Origin of the sequence: Dactylosporangium sp. CA-139066 (genome assembly GCF_050936175.1) — a bacterium.
In the GTDB taxonomy this organism is placed as follows: Bacteria; Actinomycetota; Actinomycetes; order Mycobacteriales; family Micromonosporaceae; genus Dactylosporangium.
In genome coordinates this window covers 5,676,026-5,698,259 of sequence record NZ_JBNJNH010000001.1, presented here as the reverse complement: position 1 = coordinate 5,698,259, position 22,234 = coordinate 5,676,026, and the positions used below count along the sequence as shown (strand labels likewise).

The window sequence follows — 22,234 nt, the reverse complement described above, 5'->3', positions numbered from 1 at the left end:
ATTGATCAGGTGGTACGGGCCGTCGCCAGGCCCGGCACGGGTGCGGCCTCCTCGGCCGGGACCGGTGCCGGCTCCGGCGCCGCGTGCCGGGGCCGCGGGATGAGCAGCGCCACGGCGACCGAGAGCGCCGCGGCCACGCCCAGGGCGACGAACGCCGTCGTGAACGCGTGCTCCGTCGGCAGCCCGTCGGCGCGCAGGTCGCTGGTGACGACGGAGCTGACCACCGCCGTGCCGATGGAGGCGCCGATGGTCCGGATGTTGGCGTTCATGCCGCTCGCCGCGCCGGTCTGGGCCCTCGGGACCGAGTGCACGATGAGGCTCGTCATCGACGCGTAGGCCAGCCCGATGCCGACGCCGAACACCGCCGCGGCGGCCGCGACCTCCCACGGGTGCGCGTGCGCGAAGGCGAACGCGGCGCTGGCCAGGGTGGTGAGCAGCGCGCCGGCGACGACCTGGACCCGGCTGGGGAACCAGGTCGCCATCGGCCCGCTGAGCATGCCCGTGACGGCCATCGTGGCCAGCATCGGGACCATCAGCAGGCCGGCCTCGCCGGCGGAGGAGCCGAAGCCGTAGCCGGTGGACGTGGGGATCTGCATGAACTGGGGCAGGAAGGCGTACACGCCGAACATGCCCGCGCCGAACAGCAGCGCCACGATGTTGGTGGTCCAGACGGCGGGCAGGCGCATCATGCGCATGTCGATCAGCGGGGTGCGCGAGCGGACCTCGACCGCCACCCACGCCGCCGCCAGCAGCGCGGCCAGCGCGAACAGCCCGATCGTGCGCGGCGCCGCCCACCCCCACGCGTTACCCTTGCTCAGCGGTAGCAGCAGCGCGACCAGCCACCCCGACAGCAGCGCGGCCGCCGGCCAGTTCACCCGGCCGGCCGAGCGCACCGGCGACGGCGGCACGAACCGCCACGCCAGCAGCCCGGTGACCGTGACGACGAACAGCGGGATCCAGAACAGCCAGCGCCAGTTCAGCGCCGACACGACCGGCCCGGCCAGCACGATGCCGGTCCCGCCGCCCAGCGCGATCACCGCGGACATCGCCCCGACGGCCGACACGACCCGCCCGGGCGGGAACTCGTCGCGGATGATGCCGAACGACAGCGGGAACAGCGCGCCCCCGAGCCCCTGGATGACCCGGGCGACGATGAGCACGGCGATGTTGGGCGCGAGCGCGGCGAGCAGGCAGCCGACGGCGATCGCGGCGAGCGCGGCCAGCAGGGTGCGCTCCTTGCCGGCCAGGTCGCCGATGCGCCCCATGAGCGGCGTGGCGACGGACGCGGCGAGCAGCCACGCGGTCAGCACCCACGTCACCGTGCCGGCCGAGGTGTGCAGGTCCCGCTGGATCACCGGCAGCACCGGGCTGACGAGCGACTGCAGCATCGAGAACGCCGCCGTCGAGGCCGCCAGCACCGCGAACGTCAGCCGGTGCGAGGCCCTCTGGTTAACTTGAGGCATGCCTCCACAATACCGGAGGCTTGCCTCCGGTCCAGCCTTTTTCCACGCATCGTATGCGTCGCGGGTCACATCCACCCGCCGGCGCCTCCCTCGGGAGGACACTAGGCACCGAGCCGGATGCCTGAAATTGAGGCGCACCCTGCTCTGCGTCCTCGGCGACGACGGCATCCCCGGTGCGAGACCGCTCCGCTTTGCCGTCGCCCTGCTCGGCCACCTCGTGATGCCGCTCCACCCGCACAGGGATTATTGAATTACTGACCCCCGCTCCGCTCCGCCTCGCAGTCGCCTGCGCAGGCAGCTCGCGGCGGCAGTTCGCGCAGCACAGGGATTACCGAATTACTGGATCCGGTAATCCAGTAATTCGGTAATCCGGCCGCGGCCGCGCGTCGAGCCGCGGCCGTTCGTGGCTCCGGGGCGCTGCGGCGTGGATTGAGCCTCCCTTGGTCGAGAGGGGGCGCGACGCCGTTGAGCCGCGGGCGTTTGCGGCTAACGGGCCGTGCGGCGCGGATTGAGCCGCGATTGCCCGGGCGGCGCGGGCGTGGGGCCGGCGGGCCGGGCGGTCGGGGGCGGGCCGGGCGGCGCGGGCGTGGGGCCGGTGGGCCGGGCGGTCGGGGGCGGGCCGGGCGGCGCGGGCGTGGGGCCGGTGGGCCGGGCGGTCGGGGGCGGGCCGGGCGGCGCGGGCGTGGGGTCGGCGGGCCGGGCGGTCGGGGGCGGGCCGGGCGGCGCGGGCGTGGGGTCGGCGGGCCGGGCGGTCGGGGGCGGGCCGGGCGGCGCGGGCGTGGGGCCGGTGGGCCGGGCGGTCGGCGGCGGGCCGGGCGGCGCGGGCGTGGGGCCGGCGGGCCGGGCGGTCGGCGGCAGGCCGCGCGGCGCGGATTGGACCGTGGCCGGTGGCGGCGGTGGCGGCATGATGGCGCCGTGACCGATTTTGCGGATCTCTCAACCCCGCTGATCGCCGACGCCTGCGTGCGTCTCGGCGTGCCGCTGCGGATCGCGCCGGCCGGGGTGCGGGCGGTGACCGCCGGGGCGCGGCTCGCCGGAAGGGTATTGCCGGCCCGGCATTACGGCAGCGTCGACGTGTTCCTCGAGGCGTACACAGGTGCCCGCGCCGGCGACGTGCTCGTCGTCGACAACGGCGGGCGCACCGACGAAGCCTGCGTCGGGGACCTCACCGTGCTCGAGGCGGCCGCCGCCGGCGTCGCCGGGCTGGTCGTGTGGGGGTTGCACCGCGACACCGCCGAGCTCGTCGAGATCGGCGTGCCGGTGTTCAGCTACGGCGCGCTGCCGGCGGGGCCGGTGCGGGTCGACCCGCGCGAAGGCGAGGCGCTGACCAGTGCGCGGTTCGGGGCGCACCTCGTGACGAGCGACGACGTGGTGTTCGCCGACGATGACGGGGTGCTGTTCGTCGGCGGGGAGCGGGTCGAGGAAGTGCTCGACGTCGCCCGCGGCATCCGGGGGACCGAGCGTGACCAGGCCCGGCGCATCGTCGCGGGGGAGACGCTGCGCGAGCAGACGAGCTTCGCCGAGTACCTGGCCCGCCGCGGCGAGGATCCGGAGTACACCTTCCGCCACCACCTGCGGCGGATCCGCAAGGCGATCGAGGAGTAAACCGCAGGGCAGGACATAGGGTCGACCGCCGTTGACGGGCACGTTCGTCGATGTGAAGGTGCCAATCACATTGACGGGCGGCTACGCGTCAGCCCACGAGGCACGCGTAACCCCAACGAAAGGGAACCCCCATGCGCAAGAGACGGACCCTCGCAGTCGGGGCGGCGATCCTTGCCGTCGCCGCGGGCGTCGTCGTCGGGCCCGCGCCCGCCCAGGCGCTCGCGGTCACCGGACTGGGCGCGACGATCGCGCTGAACAACTGCTCGGGCTCGCTGGTGCGCTGGCCGCAGTCGGTCGACGCCGACCGGGCCATGATGCTCACCAACGGCCACTGCTACGAGAACGGGTTCATCAACGCCGGCGTCGTGCTGCAGAACCGCAGCAGCACGCGCTCCGGCACGCTGCTGAGCGACAGCGGGGCGTCGCTGGGCACGGTGCGCTCCGACAAGCTCATCTACGGCACGATGACGAACACGGACGTGGCGCTGTACCAGCTCACCGACACGTTCGCGTCGATCAAGACCAAGTACAACACCACCGCGCTGACCGTGGCCGCCGCCCGTCCGGCCGACGGCACCGCGATGACGATTCCGTCCAGCTACTGGAAGCAGGTCTGGACCTGCACCATCAACGGGTTCGTGCCGACGCTGCGCGAGGACCAGTGGACGTGGCACGACTCGATCCGGTACAACACCGGCTGCCAGACCACCCACGGCACCTCCGGCTCGCCGATCATCCGCTCGTCCGACCGGCAGATCATCGGTATCAACAACACCGGCAACGACGACGGGGCGAGCTGCACGCTCAACAACCCGTGCGAGGTCGACGCCAACGGCAACGTCACCGTCCACCAGGGGCAGTCCTACGGTGAGGAGACGTACTGGTTCACCACCTGCCTCAACTCGTCGCGGGCCGTCGACCTCACCGTCGCCGGCTGCATGCTCACCGGCGCCAGCTCGCCCGGCAACACGGTCACCGTGAGCAACCCGGGCGCGCAGACGGCGACCGTCGGCACCGCGGTGTCGCTGCAGATCACCGCGACTGACTCCGCGTCCGGCCAGACGCTGACGTACTCCGCGACCGGCCTGCCCGCCGGCCTGAGCATCAACGCGAGCACGGGCCTCATCAGCGGTACGCCCACGACCGCCCAGACGACGTCCACCACCGTGACGGCCAGGGACACCACCGGCGCGAGCGGCAGCACGACGTTCAGCTGGACGGTCAGCGGCGGTGGCGGCGGCACCTGCAGCGGCCAGAAGGTCACCAACCCCGGCTTCGAGTCGGGCGCGACCGGCTGGAGCGGCACCACCGGCGCCATCGGCCAGTGGGCGTCGTCGGGCCAGGCGGCCCACGGCGGCACGTACAGCGCGTGGCTGCTCGGCTACGGCTCGACGCACACCGAGAGCGTCTCGCAGGCGGTCACCATCCCGGCCGGCTGCAGCGCCACGCTCACGTTCTGGGTGCACATCGACACCGCCGAGACCACCACGACGACGCAGTACGACAAGCTGACCGTCACGGCCGGCTCGACGACCCTCGCCACGCTGTCGAACCTGAACAAGGGCACCGGGTACGTCCAGAAGTCCTACAGCCTGAACGCGTTCGCCGGGCAGACGGTGACGCTGAAGTGGAACGGCACCGAGGACTCCTCGCTGCAGACGTCGTTCGTCCTCGACGACGTCGCGGTGACCCTGTCCTGAACGCGCGGCGGGCGGGGACCCACCACCCGGTCCCCGCCCGCCCCCTCCTCACCCAGGAGCCTCAGGAGTCCTGCGACCGGCCCGTCGTCAGCCGGGCCACGACCAGCGCGACCAGGATCACCAGGCCGTACACCGCCTGGATCCACTGCGCGGACACGCCGGCCAGGGTCAGGATGTTGCTGACCAGGCCGAGGACGAGCACCCCGCACAGGGCGCCGAACAGCGTGCCCTTGCCGCCGTTCATGCTCACGCCGCCGATGACCGCCGCCGCGAACACCCTGAAGATCATCTGATCGCCCTGGTTGGACGCGATCGAGCCCAGCCGGCCGGCCATGAGCAGCCCGGCGAGCGCGGCCAGCAGCCCCGCGATCATGAAGACCGCGTACATGACCCGGTCGGTGCGCACGCCGGCCGCCCGCGCCGCGTCGACGTTGCCGCCGATGGCGTAGACGGAGCGGCCGTGGCGGAACCAGCCCAGCGCGACGATGCCGGCGGCGAACACGACCGCGCACAGCCACACCGACAGCGGTACACCCGCCCAGACCGTGCTGCCGAGGTACATCACCGACGGCGGCAGGTCGAACAGGCTCTGCCCGCTGGTGATGCCGATCTGCACGCCCCGCAGCGTGATGAGCATGCCCAGCGTCACGATGAACGCCGACAGGCCGAAGCGCAGGATCAGCACCCCGTTGAGCGCCCCGACGAGAACCCCGACCAGCAGGCAGATCGGCACCGCCAGGGCGGTGGCCCACTCGGTGCCGATGCCGTGGCTCGCGGCCGGGATGACCAGCGCCACCCCGAGCGCCGGCGCGAGCCCGACGGTCGACTCCAGGGACAGGTCGAAGCGGCCGCCGATGAGGATCAGCGTCTCGCCGAGCACCAGCAGCGACAGCTCGGTCTGCTGCTGCAGCACGTTGACGAGGTTGTTGGTGGACAGGAACACCGGGTCGATGAGCGCGCCGACGACGAGCAGCGCGACGATCGCCGGCACCAGCGCCAGGTCGCGCAGGCGGGCCAGCCGGGGCACGGGCCGGCGCACCGCCGTCGGCGTGGTCACAGAGGTGCTCATGCGGAGACTCCTTCGACGGCGGCGACCACCTCGGTGTCGCTCCAGCCGGCCGGCAGTTCGGTGATGACGCGCCCGTGGAACATCACGAGCACGCGGTCGCAGTGGCGCAGGTCGTCGAGCTCGTCGGAGACCATGAGCACGCCGGTGCCGTCGTCCGCGGCGGCGCGCACCGCGCCGAGCAGCGACTCCTTGGAGCGCACGTCGACGCCGGCCGTCGGGTTGATGAGCACGAGAAAACTCGGGCCGGTGGACAGCGCCCGGGCCAGCACGACCTTCTGCGCGTTGCCGCCCGACAGGCTGGACACGGGCGCGTCCGGGCCCTCGGTGCGGATGTCGTACCGCTCGATGAACGCGTGCGCCGCCGCCCGCCGCCGCGCCGGCACGACGACCCCGGCCGGGCCGAGCCGGTCGGCGATCGGCAGGGTGGCGTTCTCGGCGACGGAGAGCAGCGGCACGAGGCCCTCGCGGTGACGGTCCAGCGGCACCAGGCCGATGCCGGCCTTCAGCGCGGCGGGCACACCCGGGGCGACGCGGCGCTCGCCCACGGTGACGGTGCCGGCGGTGGCCCGGCGCAGCCCGCCGACGGTCTCGGCCAGCGACACCTTGCCGCTGCTGCCGGAGCCGGTCACGCCGACGATCTCGCCGGTCTTGACCTCCAGCGTCAGCGGCTCGTACGCCCCGTCGAGGGCGAGCCCGTCCAGGCGCAGCGCGGCCGGGGCGTCCGGCGCCACCGGCGGCCGCGGCGCGACATCGGTCAGCCCGACCGCCTCGCCGGTCATCGCGGCCACGAGCTCGTCGTGCCCGATCCCGGCGACCGGCCGGGTGAGGATCCACCGCGCGTCGCGCAGGACGGTGACGGTGTCGCACACGGTGTACACCTCCTGCAAATGGTGTGAAATGAACAGCATCGTCACGCCGCCGGCCGCGAGGGCGCGCAGCCGGGTGAAGAGCCGCTCGATGCCCGTGGCGTCCAGGCGCGCCGTCGGCTCGTCGAGGATGATGAACCGCGCACCCTGCGACAGGGCCCGCGCGATCTCGACCAGCTGCCGCTGCTCCACGTCGAGGTCGCCGGCGAGGGAGCCCGGGTCGACGCCGACCGCGTACTCGTCCAGCAGCTCCCCGGCCCGCCGGCGCAGCGCCCCCCAGCGGATCGGGCCGCGCTCGCTCTGCCGGTTGAGGAACAGGTTCTCGGCCACCGTCAGCGTCGGGATGATCGTGGGGCGCTGGAACACGCAGGCGACCCGCCGCCGCCACGCGCCGCGGTCGGCGACCGGCGGCGCGGGCTCGCCGCCGAAGCGGATCTCGCCGGCGTCGGGCCGGTGCAGGCCGGTGAGCAGCGACACGAGCGTCGACTTGCCGGCGCCGTTGCGCCCGACGAGCGCGTGGGTCTCGCCGGGCGCGATACGCAGGGTGACGTCCGACAGTGCCGTGGTGGCGCCGAAGTGCTTGCTCACCCCGACGGCCGCCACGGCATTTTCCGTTACCGACATCATGTACCGATCTGGTTTCCCCACAACGCCGTGTCCTCGACGTTGTCCTTGGTGACGAGCGGCGCCGGCAGCTGGTCCTCCAGCACGCCGTCGCGGACCTGCACGATCGTGCTGTCGTGGTCGGTCTTGCCGGGCTGGAAGGTCTTGCCCTCGGTCGCCGCCTTGGCGTAGGCGAGCGCGTACTTCGCGTAGAGGTCGGCCGGCTGGGACACGGTCGCGTCGATCTCGCCCTTGCGGATCGCGTCGAACTCCTGCGGGATGCCGTCGTTGGACACGATGAAGATGTGCTTGGGGTCGCTCGGCGGCACGATGAGGTTCTTGGAGCGCAGCAGCTGCAGCGTCGGGGCCAGGAACACGCCGCCGGCCTGCATGTAGATGCCGTTGATGTCCGGGTGCTGCGTGAGGCGGGTCTGCAGCGCCGCGGACGCCTTGGCACCTTCCCAGTCCGTCGGCTCGGCGAACACGGTGATCCCGGGGTACTTCTGCTGCATGCACTCGGCGAAGGCCTCCGAGCGGTCGCGGCCGTTCACCGAGGACAGCGAGCCCTGGAACTCCACGACCTTGCCCTTGCCGCCGAGCTTCTGGCCGAGGAACTCGCACGCCTTCTGCCCGTACGCCCGGTTGTCGGCGCGCACCACCATGTACACGTTGCCCTTGTCGGGCCGGGTGTCGACGGTGACCACGGGTATCTTCTTCTGCTCCAGCGTGTTCAGGGTGGTGGCGATGGCCCCCGTGTCCTGGGGTGCCATCACGATCGCCTTTGCGCCCTGGCTCGTCAACGCCTGCGTGTTGGCCACCAGCTTGGCGATGTCGTTCTGCGAGTTGGTCGGCGTCATCAGGTTGATGCCGCTCTCCTTGGCGTACTGCGGGATGTACTTCGCGTAGGAGTTCCAGAAGTCGGAGTCGGCGCGCGGCAGGTCGACGGCGATCGGCGCGCCGCCGGTGGCGGAGCCGCCCGGCTTGTCGGTCGTGGAGTTGCAGGCCGCGAGGGTGACGACCAGCGCGGCGGCGACGAGCGGTGCCAGCTTTCTCATGGCTGTCCTAAGGGGTGTACGGGCCGCGGGGCGGCGCGGGGTTCCAGATGGGGCCGTCCGGAAACGCGTAGCGGGCGATGCTCTCCGCCCGCATGGTGGAGCTGAAACCCGGTGCGAGCGGCGCGAGGTAGCGGCCCCCGCGTACCCGGACCGGGTCGGCGAAGTGTTCGTGCAGGTGGTCCACGTACTCGATGACGCGGTTGCGCATGCTGCGCGAGACCGCCACGTAGTCGAACATCGACAGGTGCTGCACCAGCTCGCACAGCCCGACGCCGCCGGCGTGCGGGCACACGGGGACGCCGAACTTGGCCGCCAGCAGCAGGATGGCCACGTTCTCGTTCACCCCCGCGACCCGCGCGGCGTCAAGCTGGAGGAACGACACGGCGTGCAGCTGCAGCAGCTGCTTGAACACCACCCGGTTCTGCACGTGCTCGCCGGTGGCCACCGGCACGGGCGCGATGCGGCGGGCGATCTCGGCGTGCCCGACCACGTCGTCGGGCGAGGTGGGCTCCTCGACCCACCAGGGGTGGAACGGGGCCAGGGCGTGCACCCACTCCACGGCGGTGTCGACGTCCCAGCGCTGGTTGGCGTCGACGGCGATGCGCACGTGCGGCCCGCACACGTCGCGGGCGATGCGCATCCGCCGCAGGTCGTCGTCGAGGTCGGCGCCGACCTTGAGCTTGATCTGCGTGAACCCGGCCGCGACGGCCTCCCGGCACAGCCGCGCGAGCTTGTCGTCGTCGTAGCCGAGCCAGCCCGGCGACGTCGCGTACGCCGGGTAGCCCTCCGACAGCAGCGCGTCGATGCGCTCCTCGCGCCCCTCCGCGCCCGGCCGCAGCAGGTCCATCGCCTCGGCCGGGGTGAGGGCGTCGGTGAGGTACCGGAAATCGACCAGGTCGACGAGCTCCTCCGGCGGCATCGAGGCCAGCAGCTGCCACAGCGGCAGTCCGGCCCGCTTCGCCTTGAGGTCCCACAGGGCGTTGACCACGGCGGAGATCGCCATGTGCATGACGCCCTTCTCGGGCCCGAGCCAGCGCAGCTGGGAGTCGTGCACGAGCTCCCGCCACAGCCCGCCCAGGTCGTCGAGGACCTCCTGCACCGGACGCCCGACGATATACGGCTTCAGAGCCAGAATTGCCGCCGTCTGTACCTCGTTGCCGCGCCCGATCGTGAAGGCGAACCCGTGCCCTTCGTGGCCGGCGGGGTCCTCGGTGCTGTGGCGGCCGTCCGTGCGCAGCACGACGTACGCGGCGGAGTAGTCGGGGTCGGGGTTCATGGCGTCGGATCCGTCCAGCTGCCGCGAGGTTGGAAACCGCACGTCGTAGGTGGAAAGCTCCACGAACCGGTTGCTCATCGCCCCGCCCCACCCGCCTCGCGTGCGTAGGTCGTTGATCCGCACAAATACATCCGATGTTTAGCAGGCGAGGTCTTCGAAGGCAAGGCTTTTGTGTCGACGAACAGAAGTGCGCCGACAACTTGACTCAGCCATACCTCGGATGTTCACTACTGACTCGAGGGTTGCCCATGGTTCGATGGCCGGAGCCACCGCCGCGAGCACGGGCGACGCCCTTTTGCCGTGACGCCGACGCGGCAACAGGGCCAAGTGCCGGCTGCGGGGCCCCGCAGCCGGCACAGTGTTTTGCCCGCCTCTGGTGTACTGATGTCGATCGGTACGCGCCATTGACGGGGAGTGAAGTCATGAAGCTCAAGGTGATCCTGCCGGCCCTGGCCGCGCTGCTCGCACTGGCCGCGTGCAGCAGCGACGACGCGAACTCCCACGACATCAAGGGTGTTGCGTGGAAGAACCCGGACAAGATCGAGGTGTACGCCAACGTCGACGGCCACCCGAACATCACGCGCGTGTGCATCGACGGCGTGGCGTTCGCGACGACGAGCCGCGACGCGGGCAACAACTTCATGCGCGTGCCGGAGTGGGACGTGTCGTTCTGCGGCGGCAAGCCGTCGCCGTACGTGCCGCGCACCGCCGCTCCCGAAACCGACCCGTCCCCGACGCCGAAGGCCAACTGAGCACCGCCGCGACGTCCGAGCTGTTCGACGGACCTCGACCGGATCCTGCCCGCGCCGCGGTTCGCGGCGGCCGCCGCCAGCTCCTCCGTCCACCGCCATGCGGCGCTTGCCCCGTTGTCGGCGCCACCGCTCAGGTGCTCGGGGTGTGCCGGACGGTGGCCTGGGGGCCGGCGATGCGGGTGCCGCCGTTGCCGCCGCGGCTGTTTGCAGGGCCACCGATGGCCCGGACGGGGCTCCTCGACGACACACGGCGAAAACGTCGACGGCGAGCCGGGCGTGCTCCGGGCTTCGGCATTCGCCCGTTGGCTGATGTCGGACAGGTGGGCTAGGAAGGCTCGCGGATCGTGTCGCCTGCCGGGGCGACCGGTGCGACGTGATCGTCCGGGTCCGGTGGCTGCGCAGCGGCCGCCGCGACGATGTGCTCCAGCGCGGCCGCGTGCCGCTGGAACGCCTGCCGTCCCTGCGGGGTGAGCTGCACGGAGGTACGCCGCGCCCGGCTTTGCTGGTCCTTGCGAACCGCGACGTATCCGGCCTCGGCCAGTGCCGAGACATGCTTGGACAGGGCCGAGTCGCTGGTGCCGATCGCGTCCCGCAGGAAGCCGAAGTCCACCCAGGCCGCCGGTGCCAGCAGGGCGACGATCGACAACCGCGCTGGGACGTGCAGGAACTCGTCGAAGCGGGGGTCCATCAGGCGCGTCCGCCGTCGCGCAGCACGATCTCCTTGAAGGTCCGGCGGATCAGGGGCGTCAGGGCGACGTAGGTGACAGCGGTGGCGGCCGCGGCGAGCATGCCCTGCGACGCCAGGCCCTGCGCCGGAAGACCGAACAGCACCCAGGCGGCGATCCGGGAGACGCCGAACAGCAGCATCAGGCCGGCCGACAGGCCCACCCAGAACAGCAGCTCCAGGGCGGTGGGCTTTCGCTGCACGAGGGCCCGGCGCTGGTGCACGATCCCCACCGCGACGAAGAGGCCGAAGCCGACCAGGACCACGGCGGTGCGCCAAGGGTTCTGCAGGTCGATGGACGCCAGCCCGACGAAGAGCCCGAGGGCTGCGAGCACGACGTAGGGGAGGGCGAAGCTCTGGCGGACGACCTGCTCCCGGGTCCGGTCCTGGAGGCGTCGGATGTCGTCGAGCGAAGACTGGGCGTCGTGCGGGTGCATGGAGCCATCCTTGGTCGTCGGACTGTTTTCCTTTGAGGAAAGTATCATGCATTTTCCTCGGGGGAAAGCAGTCGAGGGCTGCCGGGCGGATCCTCGCCAAGCTCGGGCTGCAGAGGCGGATGCGGGCGGCGCTCGCGGGGCGGGTGCTTGACATGTGACCCGTTGGTCACCTAACTTCGGGTAGTGGACGACGACGATCGCGTCTTCAAGGCACTCAGCGATCCCACGCGACGGTTTCTGCTCGACCTGCTGTTCGTGCGCGACGGGCGGACGCTCACCGAGCTCGAGTCCGAGCTGTCGATGACGCGGTTCGGCGTCATGAAGCATCTGCGGGTGCTCGAGGAGGCCGGCCTTGTGGTGACCCGGCGCAGCGGGCGGGAGAAGCTGCACTTTCTCAATCCGGTGCCGATCCGGCAGATCCACGACCGGTGGATCGACAAGTACACCAGCGACCGCGCCGGGCAGTTGCTGGATCTGAAGCGACAACTCGAGGAGGAGCCGTGAGCGGCACGCAGGTCTACAAGGTGTACATCCGCGCCACCCCGCAACGCATCTGGGACGCGATCACGTCGCCGGAGTGGAACGGGCGGTACGGCTACCGCGGTACCACCGAGATGGAGCTGCGGCCCGGCGGCGCCGTCGCCGGTCGGTCCAACCCGGGGATGATCGCGGCCGGCGCGCCCGAGATCGGCGTGGACGGCGAGATCCTCGAGGTCGACCCGCCGCACCGGCTCGTGCAGACGTTCCGGATGCTCATGGACCCGGGGACGGCGGCCGAGGGGTTCACGCGGCTGACGTACGAGATCAAGGAGGGCAAGGACGGCGTCTGTGCGCTCACCGTCGTGCACGAGCTCGCCGGCGCGCCCAACCTCGGGCGGCTCATGGGCGGCGAGTTCGAGGAGATGGGGGCCGGCGGCGGGTGGGCCTGGGTGCTCAGCGACCTCAAGTCGCTGCTGGAGACGGGTTCCGCGTTCGGCGACTGAACCGCTGCCCGTTTTGTCAGACTTGGACGCATGTTCAAGATCGGCCGGGCCGCCGCGGCAACAGTCCTGCTGATACCGGCCCCGGCGGCCCTGGCCGAACCGGCGCAAGCGAACTCGGCACAATCCGAAGCGGCCCACGCCAACGCGGCGCGAGCCGAAGCGGCGCAAGAAAATCCGGCGAGCACCGAAGCGTTCAACCCCGGGACCGGCGTGCTCGACGTCGACTACGCCGGATACCTGGCGCAGCACGACGTCGTGTACAACAGCCCGCAGACCGACCCGCTGCGCGGCCTGCCCGTCGGCAACGGCCGGACCGGCGCGATGGTGTGGAGCGGCGACGGCCTCACGATGCAGGTGTCCGGCGTCGACCTGTCCGGCCAGTCCGCGTACGCCGCCGGGCTCGTCAGTCTCGGCCTCGACGAGGGCAGCGGCTCCTACCAGCAGCGCCTGTCGCTGTACGACGGCACCCTCGTCACCAAGGAGGACCAGCGCACCGTCACCGTCCTCGGCGTGCCCGGCTCCGAGGCGATGGGCATCCACGTGGAGGACCCGCGGCCCGGGTCCGCCACCACGGCGCTCGAGCTGAGCCTGTGGCCGCCGGGCCCGGGCGGCGACTCGTGGCAGCGGCCGCAGGCGTACGCCGACGCCGCCGGCGCGGGGCTCAGCCGCGGGCAGGACGACCCGGCCGGCTTCGGCTACACGCTCGCCGCGACCGTCGACGGCGCCGCGTTCACCACGCAGGTCGTCGACGACACCCGGGTGCGGCTGACGATCACGCCGACGCCGAGCTACACGGTCTGGTTCACCGCCGCCGCGCGCATCGACGCGCCGGACAGGGACTCCGGGGCCCGGGCCCGGGGGCAGCTCGCCGCCGCCGGCGGCGCCGGCTACCTGACGACGCTGGGCCGGTACCGCGACTTCTGGCACGACTTCTGGCGGCGCTCCTTCGTGCAGTACCGCGACGGCGGCGACTACCTCGAGAACCTGTACTACCTCGGGACGTACGTGATCGCCGCCGGCGCCTACGGCACGTACCCGGTACACGCCGCCAACGGCGTCTTCCGGGCGGCGCAGGACACCACGAGCGAGAGCGCCGGATATCGGTACCGCGACGAGCGCGCCGTCTACGCGCCGCTCCTGGCCGGCAACCACGCCGACCTGTTCGCCACGCTCAACGGCCTCTACGCCCGCAACGCGGCCACGCTCAACCGCTCCGACGGCCTGTGGGTGCCCGCCACCATGTCGTGGGACGGCCGGCCCGGCGACTCGCGCGCCGGCCTGCTGTCGACGGGCGCCGAGGTCGCGTACGGCATGTACCTGCAGTACCGCTACACCGGCGACGCCGCCTACCTGCGTGACACCGCGTACCCGTTCGTCCGCGACGTCCTGCGCCTGTACCTCAGCCGGGTGCGCGAGCAGGACGGCGAGTGGATCCTCCCGTCCTCCGACGCCCTCGACACGTACCGGGACGTGCGCGACGCCGCCACCGACCTCGCCGCGATCCGGCTGCTCGCCCCGATCGGCGTCATGCTCTCCGCCGCCCTCGGCGTCGACGCCGGCCTGCGCGGGCAGTGGCTGGACCTGCTCGGGCGGCTGCACCCGTACCAGGTCCGGGACGGCGCCTGGCGGCCGCACGACCCGCCGGCCGTCACGGCGCGCGGCACCGACAACGTCGCCGCCGAGCTCATCTGGCCCTTCGACGCCACCGGCCTCGGCGCGAGCGACTACGGCACCGCCCTGGCCACGTGGAAGGCGCGGCCCTACCCGGACGCCGGCGACGCCGCGGTGCAGGCCGCTCGGCTGGGCCTCGGCGACGAGGCGCAGGCGCTCATGAAGGCCATGCTGCAGCGGTACCAGACCTACCCCAACGGCCTGGGCACGGGCCTGGCGTACCTCGGCAACCACCTCAGCGCCGTGCACGAGTCGTTGCTGCAGTCCTACGACGGGCGGATCCGCGTGTTCCCGGCCGTTCCGGGCGGCGCGGGCTTCGCCGGCCGGTTCACGCTGCTGGCGCAGGACGGCTTCCTGGTCAGCTCCGAGCGGCAGGACGGCGACACGGCGTACATCGGCCTGAAAAGCCTCGAAGGGCGACCGGCGACGGTGGTGAACCCGTGGCCCGGCGAGCAGGTCCGGGTCCGCCGGGCCGCCGACGGCGCGATCCTGGCCACCACGACGGCGGACGAGGCCGGCTTCGCCACGCAGGCGGGCGGGGTGTACATCGTGGAGCGCGCCGCCCGCCCGCTCGGCTCGGCGGCCCGCACGACGCTCACCGGCGCCCGCAACGACGGCGCCAAGACGCTGCCCGGCACCACCGCGACGCTGGGCGGCGCGGCGACGCTGCGGCCCCGCCCGACCGGCGGCTCGGCGCTGCGGGCCCGGGCGAATTCGCGGTACGTCACCGCCTCCTACGGCGGCACCGCGCCGCTCGTCGCCGGCCGGAGCACCGTCGGTACCGCGGAGACCTTCGACATCATCGACCTGCCCGGCGGCGACGTCGCCCTGCGCGCCCGGGTCAACGGCCGCTACGTGTGCGCGGAGCACGCGGGCGCCAACCCGCTCATCGCCAACCGCGCCGAGGCCGGCGCCTGGGAGCGCTTCGAACTCGTCCACAACCCCGACGGCAGCGTCAGCCTGAAGGCGGCCGTCAACGGCCGATACGTGACCGCGGAGGGCGCCGGCGCCGGCCCGCTCATCGCCAACCGTGACGCCATCGGCCCGTGGGAGCGGTACGACCTCGTCCCGCAGTAGGGCGTACGACGAACGAGGTAGTCCCGCCGCCGCGCAGGTCCGCCCCGGCGACGTAGCGGGCGAGCAGCCCGGCGGCGAGCAGCATGCCTTCAGGCTCGCCGGGCACGTCGCTGGTGCGGTGGGCCGACGTGCGGTTCGCGCACCGGTTCGCCGGCGGGCCGCCGCCCCGGGTCCTGCCGATGCGCGGGCCCGAACGGGTCAGGTACGAGTATCCGCAGCGTACGGCGGCCCTGCAGGGACGACCGGGTTCGTCGGGGTCGTGGTGGCCGTGTGGCTGGTGGGCTGGCCGGTGTGGGTTCCTGTGGTTCAACTCTTGACTGCCCACACAATCGGGCGTAAACAAAACACAAGCAAAATGAAACGGCGGTGAAACCACATCATGTACGCCGAGGAGCGGCAGCAGGCCATCGTGCGCATCGCCCGTGAGCAGGGGCGGGTCGAGGTGGCCGGGCTGGCCGACGAGCTCAACGTCACGTCGGAGACGATCCGCCGCGACCTCACCACGCTCGAGCGGGCCGGGGTGCTGCGCCGGGTGCACGGCGGGGCCATCCCCGTCGAGCGCATCGGCTTCGAGCCCGCCCTCGCGGCCCGCGACGCCGTGCTCGTGGACGAGAAGGAGCGCATCGCCAAGCTCGCGCTCGCCGAGGTGCCCGAGGAGGGCGCCGTCATCCTCGACGCCGGCACCACCACCATCAAGCTGGCCCACCTGCTGCCCACGGACCGGGAGCTGACCGTCGTGGTCAACTCCCCGGTCATCGCCACCGCGCTCGGCACCCGCACCAACCTCAACGTGCTGCTGCTCGGCGGCCGGGTGCGGGGCAAGACCCTCGCCACCGTCGACGACTGGTCCCTGCGCCCCCTCGCCGACCTCTACGTCGACGTGGCGTTCCTCGGCACCAACGGCATCTCCGTCGAGCGCGGCCTCACCACCCCCGACCCGGCCGAGGCGGCGGTCAAGCGGGCGATGATCCGCGCCGCCCGCCGCACCGTCCTGCTCGCCGACCACACGAAGCTCGGCAACGACTACCTCGCCCGCTTCGGCGAGCTGGCCGACCTCGACCTGTTCATCACCGACACCGGCGCCGACAGCGACCTGGTCGGCGACATCGAGGGCGCCGGCGTACGAGTGGTGCGAGCATGATCGTCACCGTCACGCTCAACCCGAGCCTGGACCGCGCGATGGACGTCGGGCGGCTCGTCCGGGGCGAGGTCATCCGGGCCCGCGAGGCCCACCTCGACCCCGGCGGCAAGGGCGTCAACGTGTCCCGGGCCCTGCTGGCCAACGGCGTGCCGTCCGTCGCCGTGCTGCCCTGCGGCGGCGACGAGGGCGGCCAGCTGGTACGGCTGCTCAAGGCCGAGGGCGTCGAGGTCCTCGCCGTCCCGATCGCCGGGCGCACCCGCTCCAACATCACCCTCGCCGAGCCCGACGGCACCGTCACCAAGGTCAACGAGCCCGGGCCGGCGCTCGTGCGGGCCGAGTTCGACGAGGTCACCGACCAGGTGCTGGCTCGCGCCGGCTCCGCGGACTGGGTCGTGCTGTGCGGCAGCGTCCCGCCCGGGCTGCCCGCCGACGCCTACGCCCAGCTGTGCCGGCGGCTGCGCGCGGCCGGCATCCGGGTCGCCGTCGACACCAGCGGCCCCGCCCTGCGCGAGGCCGCCATGGCCGGCGCGAACCTGCTCAAGCCCAACCGCGACGAGCTGGCCGAGGTCGTCGGCGCGCCCAGGGAAGGCTTCGTCGATCTCGGATCCGTCGTCGCGGCCGCGCAGCAGCTGCGCGCCTGGGGCGCCGGCGCCGTGCTGGCCAGCCTCGGGGCCGACGGGGCCGTCCTCGTCGACCACGACGGCGTCATCACCGGCACCTGCCCGGTGGCCCGGCCGCGCAGCACCGTCGGCGCGGGCGACGCGCTGCTCGCCGGCTTCCTCGCCGGCGGCGCGCACGGCCCGGCGGCGCTGGCCGAGGGCCTCGCGTGGGGCGCGGCCGCGGTGAGCCTGCCCGGCAGCCGCATGCCCGGCCCCGCCGACCTGATCCGCCACAACGTCACCATCAACCCCCGGTCCGCCCTCCTGAAGGAGACACCCCCGTGACCACTTACACCCCTGAGGTCACCGGCTCGGGCTTCCGAGCCTCCGTGCAGCGCGTCGGCGGCTACCTCGCCTCGATGGTCATGCCGAACATCGGCGCGTTCATCGCGTGGGGCCTCATCACCGCGCTGTTCATCCCGACCGGCTGGATTCCCAACGCGCACATCGCGCAGCTCGTCGGCCCGATGATCACGGTGCTGCTGCCGCTGCTCATCGGGTACACCGGCGGCCGGCTCGTGCACGGCCAGCGCGGCGCCGTCGTCGGCGCGGTCGCCACGATGGGCATCGTCGTCGGCGCCGACGTGCCGATGTTCCTCGGCGCGATGATCATCGGCCCGCTCGCCGCCTACGTGCTGAAGCTGTGGGACGGCCTGGTCGAGAACCGCATCCGCCCCGGCTTCGAGATGCTCGTCGACAACTTCAGCGCCGGCATCATCGGCGGCGCGATGGCGGTCGGCGGCCTCTACGGCATCGGCCCCGTCGTCGAGTGGCTCACCAAGACCGCCGGCAAGGGCGCGGACTGGCTCGTCGCGCACGACCTGCTGCCGCTCACCTCCGTCGTCGTGGAGCCGGCCAAGGTGCTGTTCCTGAACAACGCCATCAACCACGGCGTGTTCGGGCCCCTGGGCGTCGCCGAGGCGGCCGAGAAGGGCAAGTCGATCCTGTTCATGATCGAGTCGAACCCCGGCCCCGGCCTCGGCCTGCTGCTGGCGTTCTTCCTCTTCGGCCCCCGCTCGCTGCGCCCCACCGTCCCGGCCGCGATCATCGTGCAGTTCCTCGGCGGCATCCACGAGATCTACTTCCCGTACGTGCTCATGAAGCCGAAGCTGATCCTCGCCATGATCTGCGGCGGGGCCTCGGGCGTCGGCACGTTCATGCTCACCGGCGCCGGCCTGGTCGCCACCCCGTCACCGGGCAGCATCTTCGCCTACATGGCGGTCACCCCGAAGGGCGGCTACTTCGGCGTCCTGCTCGGCATCGTCATCTCGGCCGCGGTCACCTTCGCCGTCGCCTCGCTGCTCATGGGATTCGGCCGCGGCGAGCCGAAGGAGGAGGCGCTCGGCCCGGACGAGGAGACCGTCGTCAACCCCGACGAGGCCGAGAACGCCGCGGCCAAGCTGACCCGCCAGGAGGCGTAGGCGCATGCCGACCATCAGCGGTACCGACATCAAGAAGGTCGTCGTGGCGTGCGACGCGGGCATGGGCAGCAGCGTGATGCTGGCCAGCCAGCTCAAGCGGCAGCTCGCCAAGAACGCGGTGACCGTCGAGCACACCCCGGTCAACTCGATCCCGGCCGACGCCGACGTGGTCCTGTGCCACAAGGGCCTCGCCGCCCGGGCCCGGGTCAGCGCGCCCGACAAGGTGATCATCCCGTTCCAGGTGTTCATCGGCGACCCCGCGGTCACCAAGGTCGTCAACGCCGTCCAGCGCGGCGGTGAGCTCAGTGGGTGAGCTGCTCGCCCGCGACGCGATCCGGCTCGGCGAGCGGGCCGGATCGCGGGAGGAGGCGGTCCGCCGCTGCGGCGCCGTGCTCGTCGAGATCGGCGCGGTCGGCCCCCAGTACGTCGACGCGATGCTCGAGCGGGAAGGGAGCATCTCCACCTACATCGGCGAGGGCGTGGCCATCCCGCACGGCACGCTGCACAGCAAGGGCGCGGTGCGGCGCGACGCGCTCGCCGTCGTCGGGTTCCCCGGCGGCGTCGACTGGGGCGGCGAGGACGTGCGGGTCTGCGTGGCGATCGCCGCCGCCGGCGACGGCCACGTCGGCATCCTCGCCCAGCTCGCCGAGATCCTCATGGACCCCGACCAGGCGGCCCGCCTGCGCGCGGCCACCGAACCCGACGAGGTCCTGGACCTGCTGGTCCTCGAAGCGAACAGGTAATTGGAGCGATCGTGAACGTAGTGCGGTTCCATGCCCCCGGCGACGTGCGCATCGAGGAGGCACCCGAGCCGGCGACCGGCCCCGGCGACGTGAAGATCCGGGTGCGGGCCTGCTCGACCTGCGGTACCGACGTCAAGATCTTGAACTTCGGGCACCACCACATCGTGCCGCCGCGCGTCATGGGGCACGAGATCGCGGGCGAGGTCGAGGAGGTCGGCGTCGACGTCGAGGGCTGGGCGCCCGGCGACCGGGTGCAGGTCATCGCGGCCATCCCGTGCGGGCGCTGCGCCGAGTGCCGCCGCGGCCGGATGACCGTGTGCCCCAACCAGGTGTCGATGGGGTACCACTTCGACGGCGGCTTCGCCGAGCACATGATCGTGCCGCCGAACGTGCTGCGGGTCGACGGCCTCAACCGCATCCCCGACGGCGTCTCCTACGCCGAGGCCTCGGTCGCCGAGCCCCTCGCCTGCGTGCTCAACGGCCAGAACCTCGCCGGCGTCGGCGAGGGCGACGACGTGGTCGTGATGGGCTCCGGCCCGATCGGCTGCCTGCACGTGCGCCTGGCCCGGGCCCGCGGCGCCGCCCGCGTGTTCCTCGTCGACCTCAACCGCGAGCGCCTCGACCTCGCCGCCGACCTGGTCCGGCCCGACGCCGCCGTCTGCGGCGCGCAGATCGACGTCGTCGACGCGGTGCTCAAGCTCACCGAGGGGCGCGGCGCCGACGTGGTCATCACCGCCGCCGCGGCCGGCGCGGCGCAGGAGCAGGCGGTGCAGATGGCCGCCCGGCAGGGCCGGATCAGCTTCTTCGGCGGCCTGCCCAAGGACAAGCCGGTCATCTCGCTGGACTCCAACCTCGTGCACTACCGCGAGCTGACCATCGTCGGCGCCAACGGCTCCAGCCCCGCGCACAACAAGGAGGCGCTGCGTCTCATCGCCGAGGGCGCGGTGCCCGTCGCCGACCTCATCACCCACCGGCTGCCCCTCGACCGCGCGCTCGACGCCTTCGGCATCGTCGCCCGCGGCGAGGCGATCAAGGTCACCGTCGAACCCTAGGAGGCCCCCGTGCCCGAACGGACCGTCGTCGTCGGCTCGGCGAGCGGCCTGCACGCCCGCCCCGCCGCCCTGTTCGTCGCCGCGGCCGCCCGCCAGAGCGTGGCCGTGACCATCCGCACGGATAGCGGCAAGAAGGCCGTCCCGGCCCGTAGCATGCTTGGCGTGCTGTCCCTCGGCGCCAAGCAGGGCACGCCGGTGACCCTCGAGGCCACCGGCGACGGGGCGGACGCCGCCCTCGACGAGCTCGCCGACCTACTCGCCCGCGACCTGGACGCCCCCGATGCGTGAGCTCTCCGGCATCGGCGTGAGCCCGGGCCGGGCCGCCGGCCCGGTGCTGCGCCTGGCCCCGCCGCCGTCCCTGCCGTCACCGTCCGCGGTGGCCGATGCCGCGGCCGAGCATGCGGCGGTACGCCGAGCCGTCGCCGTCGTCGCGGCCGACCTCACCCGGCGGGCCGACGCGGCCGCCGACCCGACGGCCGCGGAGGTGCTGCGCGCGCAGGTCCTCATGGCCACCGACGAGATGCTCACCTCGGCCGCCGACGACGCCGTCGACGGCGGCCTGCCCGCCCCGCACGCCCTGGCCGCGGCCCTGGCCGAGCACCGGGCCGCGTTCGAGGCCGCGGGGGGCTACCTCGCCGAGCGGATCAGCGACCTGGACGACCTGCGCGACCGGCTCATCGCGGCCTGCCTGGGCGTGCCCATGCCCGGCGTGCCGTCGCCCGGTCATCCGTACATCCTGGTGGCGCGCGACCTCGCCCCGGCCGACACCGCCGGGCTCGACCCCGCCGTGGTGCTCGGCCTGGTCACGGCCGAGGGCGGCCCGACCAGCCACACGGCGATCCTGGCCCGGACGCTGGGGATCCCGGCGGTCGTGCGCTGCGCCGACGTCCTCGAGGTCCCGGACCTGTCCGTGGTGGCCGTCGACGGCGCGACCGGCGTCGTGACGGCCGGGCTGACCGATGCCGAGGCGGCGGACGTGAACGACGCCGCGGCCGAGGCGCGGGCCCGGCGGGCGCAGTCGCACGGGCCGGGGCGTACCGCCGACGGGCACCCGGTCGCGCTGCTGGCCAACATCGGCTCCGCCAGGGACCTCATCGGCGACGTCGAGGGCGTCGGGCTGTTCCGGACCGAGCTGCTGTACCTCGACCACACCGACCCGCCCGGCGAGCGCGAGCAGATCGCGGCGTACACGGCCGTGTTCGAGGCCCTGCCCGGCCGCAAGGTCGTGGTCCGCACGCTCGACGCCGGCGCCGACAAGCCCCTGCCGTTCCTGCGCCTGGCCGACGAGCCCAACCCCGCGCTCGGCGTCCGCGGCCTGCGGGTCGCCCGCCGGGCCCCCGAGGTCCTCGACACCCAGCTGGCCGCGATCGCCGCCGCGGCGGCCGCGACGGAGGCCGACGTGTGGGTCATGGCCCCGATGGTCGCCACCGCGGGGGAGGCCGCCGGGTTCGCCGCCGCCTGCCGCGCCCACGGCCTGCGCACGGCCGGCGTCATGATCGAGATCCCGGCGGCCGCGCTGCGGGCCCCGTCGATCCTGCGCGACGTCGACTTCTTGAGCCTCGGCACCAACGACCTCAGCCAGTACACGTTCGCCGCCGACCGCATGTGCGGCGACCTCGCCGACCTGCTCGACCCGTGGCAGCCGGCCCTCATCGCGCTCATCGCCGCCTGCGCCGCCGCGGGCGCCGAGGCCGGCAAGCCGGTCGGGGTGTGCGGCGAGTCGGCCGCCGACCCCGGCTTCGCCCTGGTGCTGACCGGGCTGGGCATCTCCAGCCTGTCGATGGCCCCCCGCAGCATCCCCGCGGTGCGCGAGGCCCTGGCCGCGCACACCCTCGAGGACTGCCGGCGCATCGCCAAGGCCGCCCTGGCCGCCGACACCCCGGAGGCCGCCCGGGCCGCCGCACAGTCCTCGTCGCATTGATGGTGTAAGGCGGCGC

The 22,234-nt window shown here is 72.9% G+C and carries 21 protein-coding genes; 14 read left to right on the top strand and 7 right to left on the bottom strand.

Translation table 11 applies throughout. The features are described from left to right. Positions 1 to 5 precede the first annotated feature (5 nt). Positions 6 to 1,463, bottom strand: a complete 1,458-nt coding sequence (locus ACQEVU_RS26075; RefSeq protein ID WP_433327878.1) for an MFS transporter — start codon at positions 1,461 to 1,463, stop codon at positions 6 to 8. A 915-nt stretch (positions 1,464 to 2,378) separates the two neighbouring features. Here ACQEVU_RS26075 and ACQEVU_RS26070 point away from each other — a divergent pair. Both ACQEVU_RS26070 and ACQEVU_RS26065 read left to right on the top strand, forming a co-directional pair. Next, complete coding sequence (locus tag ACQEVU_RS26070) at positions 2,379 to 3,068, top strand: RraA family protein (protein WP_433327876.1); 690 nt, start codon at positions 2,379 to 2,381, stop codon at positions 3,066 to 3,068. A 131-nt stretch (positions 3,069 to 3,199) separates the two neighbouring features. After that, positions 3,200 to 4,768 (top strand): putative Ig domain-containing protein, encoded by a 1,569-nt coding sequence (locus ACQEVU_RS26065; RefSeq protein WP_433327874.1) that lies wholly within the window; start codon positions 3,200 to 3,202, stop codon positions 4,766 to 4,768. A gap of 61 nt (positions 4,769 to 4,829) precedes the next feature. Here ACQEVU_RS26065 and ACQEVU_RS26060 read toward each other — a convergent pair whose 3' ends face one another. The 4 genes from ACQEVU_RS26060 to ACQEVU_RS26045 are packed head-to-tail and all read right to left on the bottom strand — an operon-like array spanning position 4,830 to position 9,715. Continuing rightward, complete coding sequence (locus tag ACQEVU_RS26060) at positions 4,830 to 5,837, bottom strand: ABC transporter permease (RefSeq protein WP_433327872.1); 1,008 nt, start codon at positions 5,835 to 5,837, stop codon at positions 4,830 to 4,832. Then, on the bottom strand, positions 5,834 to 7,306 hold the full coding sequence (locus ACQEVU_RS26055; protein WP_433327870.1) for a sugar ABC transporter ATP-binding protein: 1,473 nt from the start codon (positions 7,304 to 7,306) through the stop codon (positions 5,834 to 5,836). The genes ACQEVU_RS26060 and ACQEVU_RS26055 overlap by 4 nt, the downstream gene beginning before the upstream one ends. Before the next feature lie 20 nt (positions 7,307 to 7,326). After that, positions 7,327 to 8,361 (bottom strand): sugar ABC transporter substrate-binding protein, encoded by a 1,035-nt coding sequence (locus ACQEVU_RS26050; RefSeq protein WP_433327868.1) that lies wholly within the window; start codon positions 8,359 to 8,361, stop codon positions 7,327 to 7,329. 7 nt (positions 8,362 to 8,368) lie between these two features. Next, positions 8,369 to 9,715 carry an enolase C-terminal domain-like protein gene (locus ACQEVU_RS26045; RefSeq protein ID WP_433327866.1) on the bottom strand — a complete coding sequence of 449 codons (1,347 nt, stop codon included), beginning with the start codon at positions 9,713 to 9,715 and terminating at the stop codon, positions 8,369 to 8,371. A 344-nt stretch (positions 9,716 to 10,059) separates the two neighbouring features. Here ACQEVU_RS26045 and ACQEVU_RS26040 point away from each other — a divergent pair, with 344 nt between their 5' ends. Then, complete coding sequence (locus ACQEVU_RS26040) at positions 10,060 to 10,389, top strand: hypothetical protein (protein WP_433327864.1); 330 nt, start codon at positions 10,060 to 10,062, stop codon at positions 10,387 to 10,389. A gap of 325 nt (positions 10,390 to 10,714) precedes the next feature. Here the strand turns inward: ACQEVU_RS26040 and ACQEVU_RS26035 are convergent, their stop codons facing one another. Continuing rightward, on the bottom strand, positions 10,715 to 11,077 hold the full coding sequence (locus ACQEVU_RS26035) for a winged helix-turn-helix domain-containing protein (protein WP_433327862.1): 363 nt from the start codon (positions 11,075 to 11,077) through the stop codon (positions 10,715 to 10,717). After that, a complete protein-coding gene (locus tag ACQEVU_RS26030; protein WP_433327860.1) occupies positions 11,077 to 11,550 on the bottom strand; it encodes a hypothetical protein in 474 nt (157 codons plus the stop codon). Before ACQEVU_RS26030 ends, ACQEVU_RS26035 begins: the two co-directional genes overlap by 1 nt. A gap of 183 nt (positions 11,551 to 11,733) precedes the next feature. Between ACQEVU_RS26030 and ACQEVU_RS26025 the strand changes: the two genes are divergently transcribed. The 11 genes from ACQEVU_RS26025 to ptsP all read left to right on the top strand — a co-directional run bounded on the left by ACQEVU_RS26025 (position 11,734) and on the right by ptsP (position 22,218). Continuing rightward, positions 11,734 to 12,054 (top strand): ArsR/SmtB family transcription factor, encoded by a 321-nt coding sequence (locus tag ACQEVU_RS26025; protein WP_433327858.1) that lies wholly within the window; start codon positions 11,734 to 11,736, stop codon positions 12,052 to 12,054. Further along, a complete protein-coding gene (locus tag ACQEVU_RS26020) occupies positions 12,051 to 12,533 on the top strand; it encodes an SRPBCC family protein (protein ID WP_433327857.1) in 483 nt (160 codons plus the stop codon). The genes ACQEVU_RS26025 and ACQEVU_RS26020 overlap by 4 nt, the downstream gene beginning before the upstream one ends. A 30-nt stretch (positions 12,534 to 12,563) precedes the next feature. Beyond that, a complete protein-coding gene (locus ACQEVU_RS26015) occupies positions 12,564 to 15,281 on the top strand; it encodes a carbohydrate-binding protein (protein ID WP_433327856.1) in 2,718 nt (905 codons plus the stop codon). A 379-nt stretch (positions 15,282 to 15,660) separates the two neighbouring features. Then, positions 15,661 to 16,422 (top strand): DeoR/GlpR family DNA-binding transcription regulator, encoded by a 762-nt coding sequence (locus ACQEVU_RS26010; RefSeq protein WP_433327855.1) that lies wholly within the window; start codon positions 15,661 to 15,663, stop codon positions 16,420 to 16,422. Continuing rightward, complete coding sequence (gene pfkB, locus ACQEVU_RS26005) at positions 16,419 to 17,366, top strand: 1-phosphofructokinase (protein ID WP_433327854.1); 948 nt, start codon at positions 16,419 to 16,421, stop codon at positions 17,364 to 17,366. Before ACQEVU_RS26010 ends, pfkB begins: the two co-directional genes overlap by 4 nt. Continuing rightward, entirely contained in the window at positions 17,363 to 18,502 is a 1,140-nt protein-coding gene (gene mtlA, locus ACQEVU_RS26000; protein ID WP_433327851.1) for a mannitol-specific PTS transporter subunit IIC, read from the top strand. The genes pfkB and mtlA overlap by 4 nt, the downstream gene beginning before the upstream one ends. 4 nt (positions 18,503 to 18,506) lie before the next feature. Next, positions 18,507 to 18,815: a PTS lactose transporter subunit IIB gene (locus tag ACQEVU_RS25995; protein ID WP_433327849.1), complete on the top strand. Its 309-nt coding sequence runs from the start codon at positions 18,507 to 18,509 to the stop codon at positions 18,813 to 18,815. Next, positions 18,808 to 19,245, top strand: coding sequence for a PTS sugar transporter subunit IIA (locus tag ACQEVU_RS25990; RefSeq protein ID WP_433327847.1), 438 nt, complete (start codon positions 18,808 to 18,810; stop codon positions 19,243 to 19,245). The genes ACQEVU_RS25995 and ACQEVU_RS25990 overlap by 8 nt, the downstream gene beginning before the upstream one ends. A gap of 11 nt (positions 19,246 to 19,256) precedes the next feature. Then, positions 19,257 to 20,297 carry a zinc-dependent dehydrogenase gene (locus ACQEVU_RS25985; protein WP_433327845.1) on the top strand — a complete coding sequence of 347 codons (1,041 nt, stop codon included), beginning with the start codon at positions 19,257 to 19,259 and terminating at the stop codon, positions 20,295 to 20,297. A gap of 9 nt (positions 20,298 to 20,306) precedes the next feature. Further along, positions 20,307 to 20,585 (top strand): HPr family phosphocarrier protein, encoded by a 279-nt coding sequence (locus tag ACQEVU_RS25980; RefSeq protein ID WP_433327843.1) that lies wholly within the window; start codon positions 20,307 to 20,309, stop codon positions 20,583 to 20,585. Beyond that, positions 20,578 to 22,218 (top strand): phosphoenolpyruvate--protein phosphotransferase, encoded by a 1,641-nt coding sequence (ptsP, locus tag ACQEVU_RS25975; protein ID WP_433327841.1) that lies wholly within the window; start codon positions 20,578 to 20,580, stop codon positions 22,216 to 22,218. The genes ACQEVU_RS25980 and ptsP overlap by 8 nt, the downstream gene beginning before the upstream one ends. Positions 22,219 to 22,234 lie beyond the last annotated feature (16 nt).

Bases quoted from the DNA above. Each gene is read 5' to 3' on its own strand.
- ACQEVU_RS26075 (WP_433327878.1), bottom strand. From the start codon at position 1,463: ATGCCTCAAGTTAACCAGAGGGCCTCGCACCGGCTGACGTTCGCGGTG.
- ACQEVU_RS26065 (WP_433327874.1), top strand. From the start codon at position 3,200: ATGCGCAAGAGACGGACCCTCGCAGTCGGGGCGGCGATCCTTGCCGTC.
- ACQEVU_RS26060 (WP_433327872.1), bottom strand. From the start codon at position 5,837: ATGAGCACCTCTGTGACCACGCCGACGGCGGTGCGCCGGCCCGTGCCC.
- ACQEVU_RS26050 (WP_433327868.1), bottom strand. From the start codon at position 8,361: ATGAGAAAGCTGGCACCGCTCGTCGCCGCCGCGCTGGTCGTCACCCTC.
- ACQEVU_RS26045 (WP_433327866.1), bottom strand. From the start codon at position 9,715: ATGAGCAACCGGTTCGTGGAGCTTTCCACCTACGACGTGCGGTTTCCA.
- ACQEVU_RS26040 (WP_433327864.1), top strand. From the start codon at position 10,060: ATGAAGCTCAAGGTGATCCTGCCGGCCCTGGCCGCGCTGCTCGCACTG.
- ACQEVU_RS26035 (WP_433327862.1), bottom strand. From the start codon at position 11,077: ATGGACCCCCGCTTCGACGAGTTCCTGCACGTCCCAGCGCGGTTGTCG.
- ACQEVU_RS26030 (WP_433327860.1), bottom strand. From the start codon at position 11,550: ATGCACCCGCACGACGCCCAGTCTTCGCTCGACGACATCCGACGCCTC.
- ACQEVU_RS26015 (WP_433327856.1), top strand. From the start codon at position 12,564: ATGTTCAAGATCGGCCGGGCCGCCGCGGCAACAGTCCTGCTGATACCG.
- ACQEVU_RS26010 (WP_433327855.1), top strand. From the start codon at position 15,661: ATGTACGCCGAGGAGCGGCAGCAGGCCATCGTGCGCATCGCCCGTGAG.
- pfkB (WP_433327854.1), top strand. From the start codon at position 16,419: ATGATCGTCACCGTCACGCTCAACCCGAGCCTGGACCGCGCGATGGAC.
- ACQEVU_RS25995 (WP_433327849.1), top strand. From the start codon at position 18,507: ATGCCGACCATCAGCGGTACCGACATCAAGAAGGTCGTCGTGGCGTGC.
- ptsP (WP_433327841.1), top strand. From the start codon at position 20,578: ATGCGTGAGCTCTCCGGCATCGGCGTGAGCCCGGGCCGGGCCGCCGGC.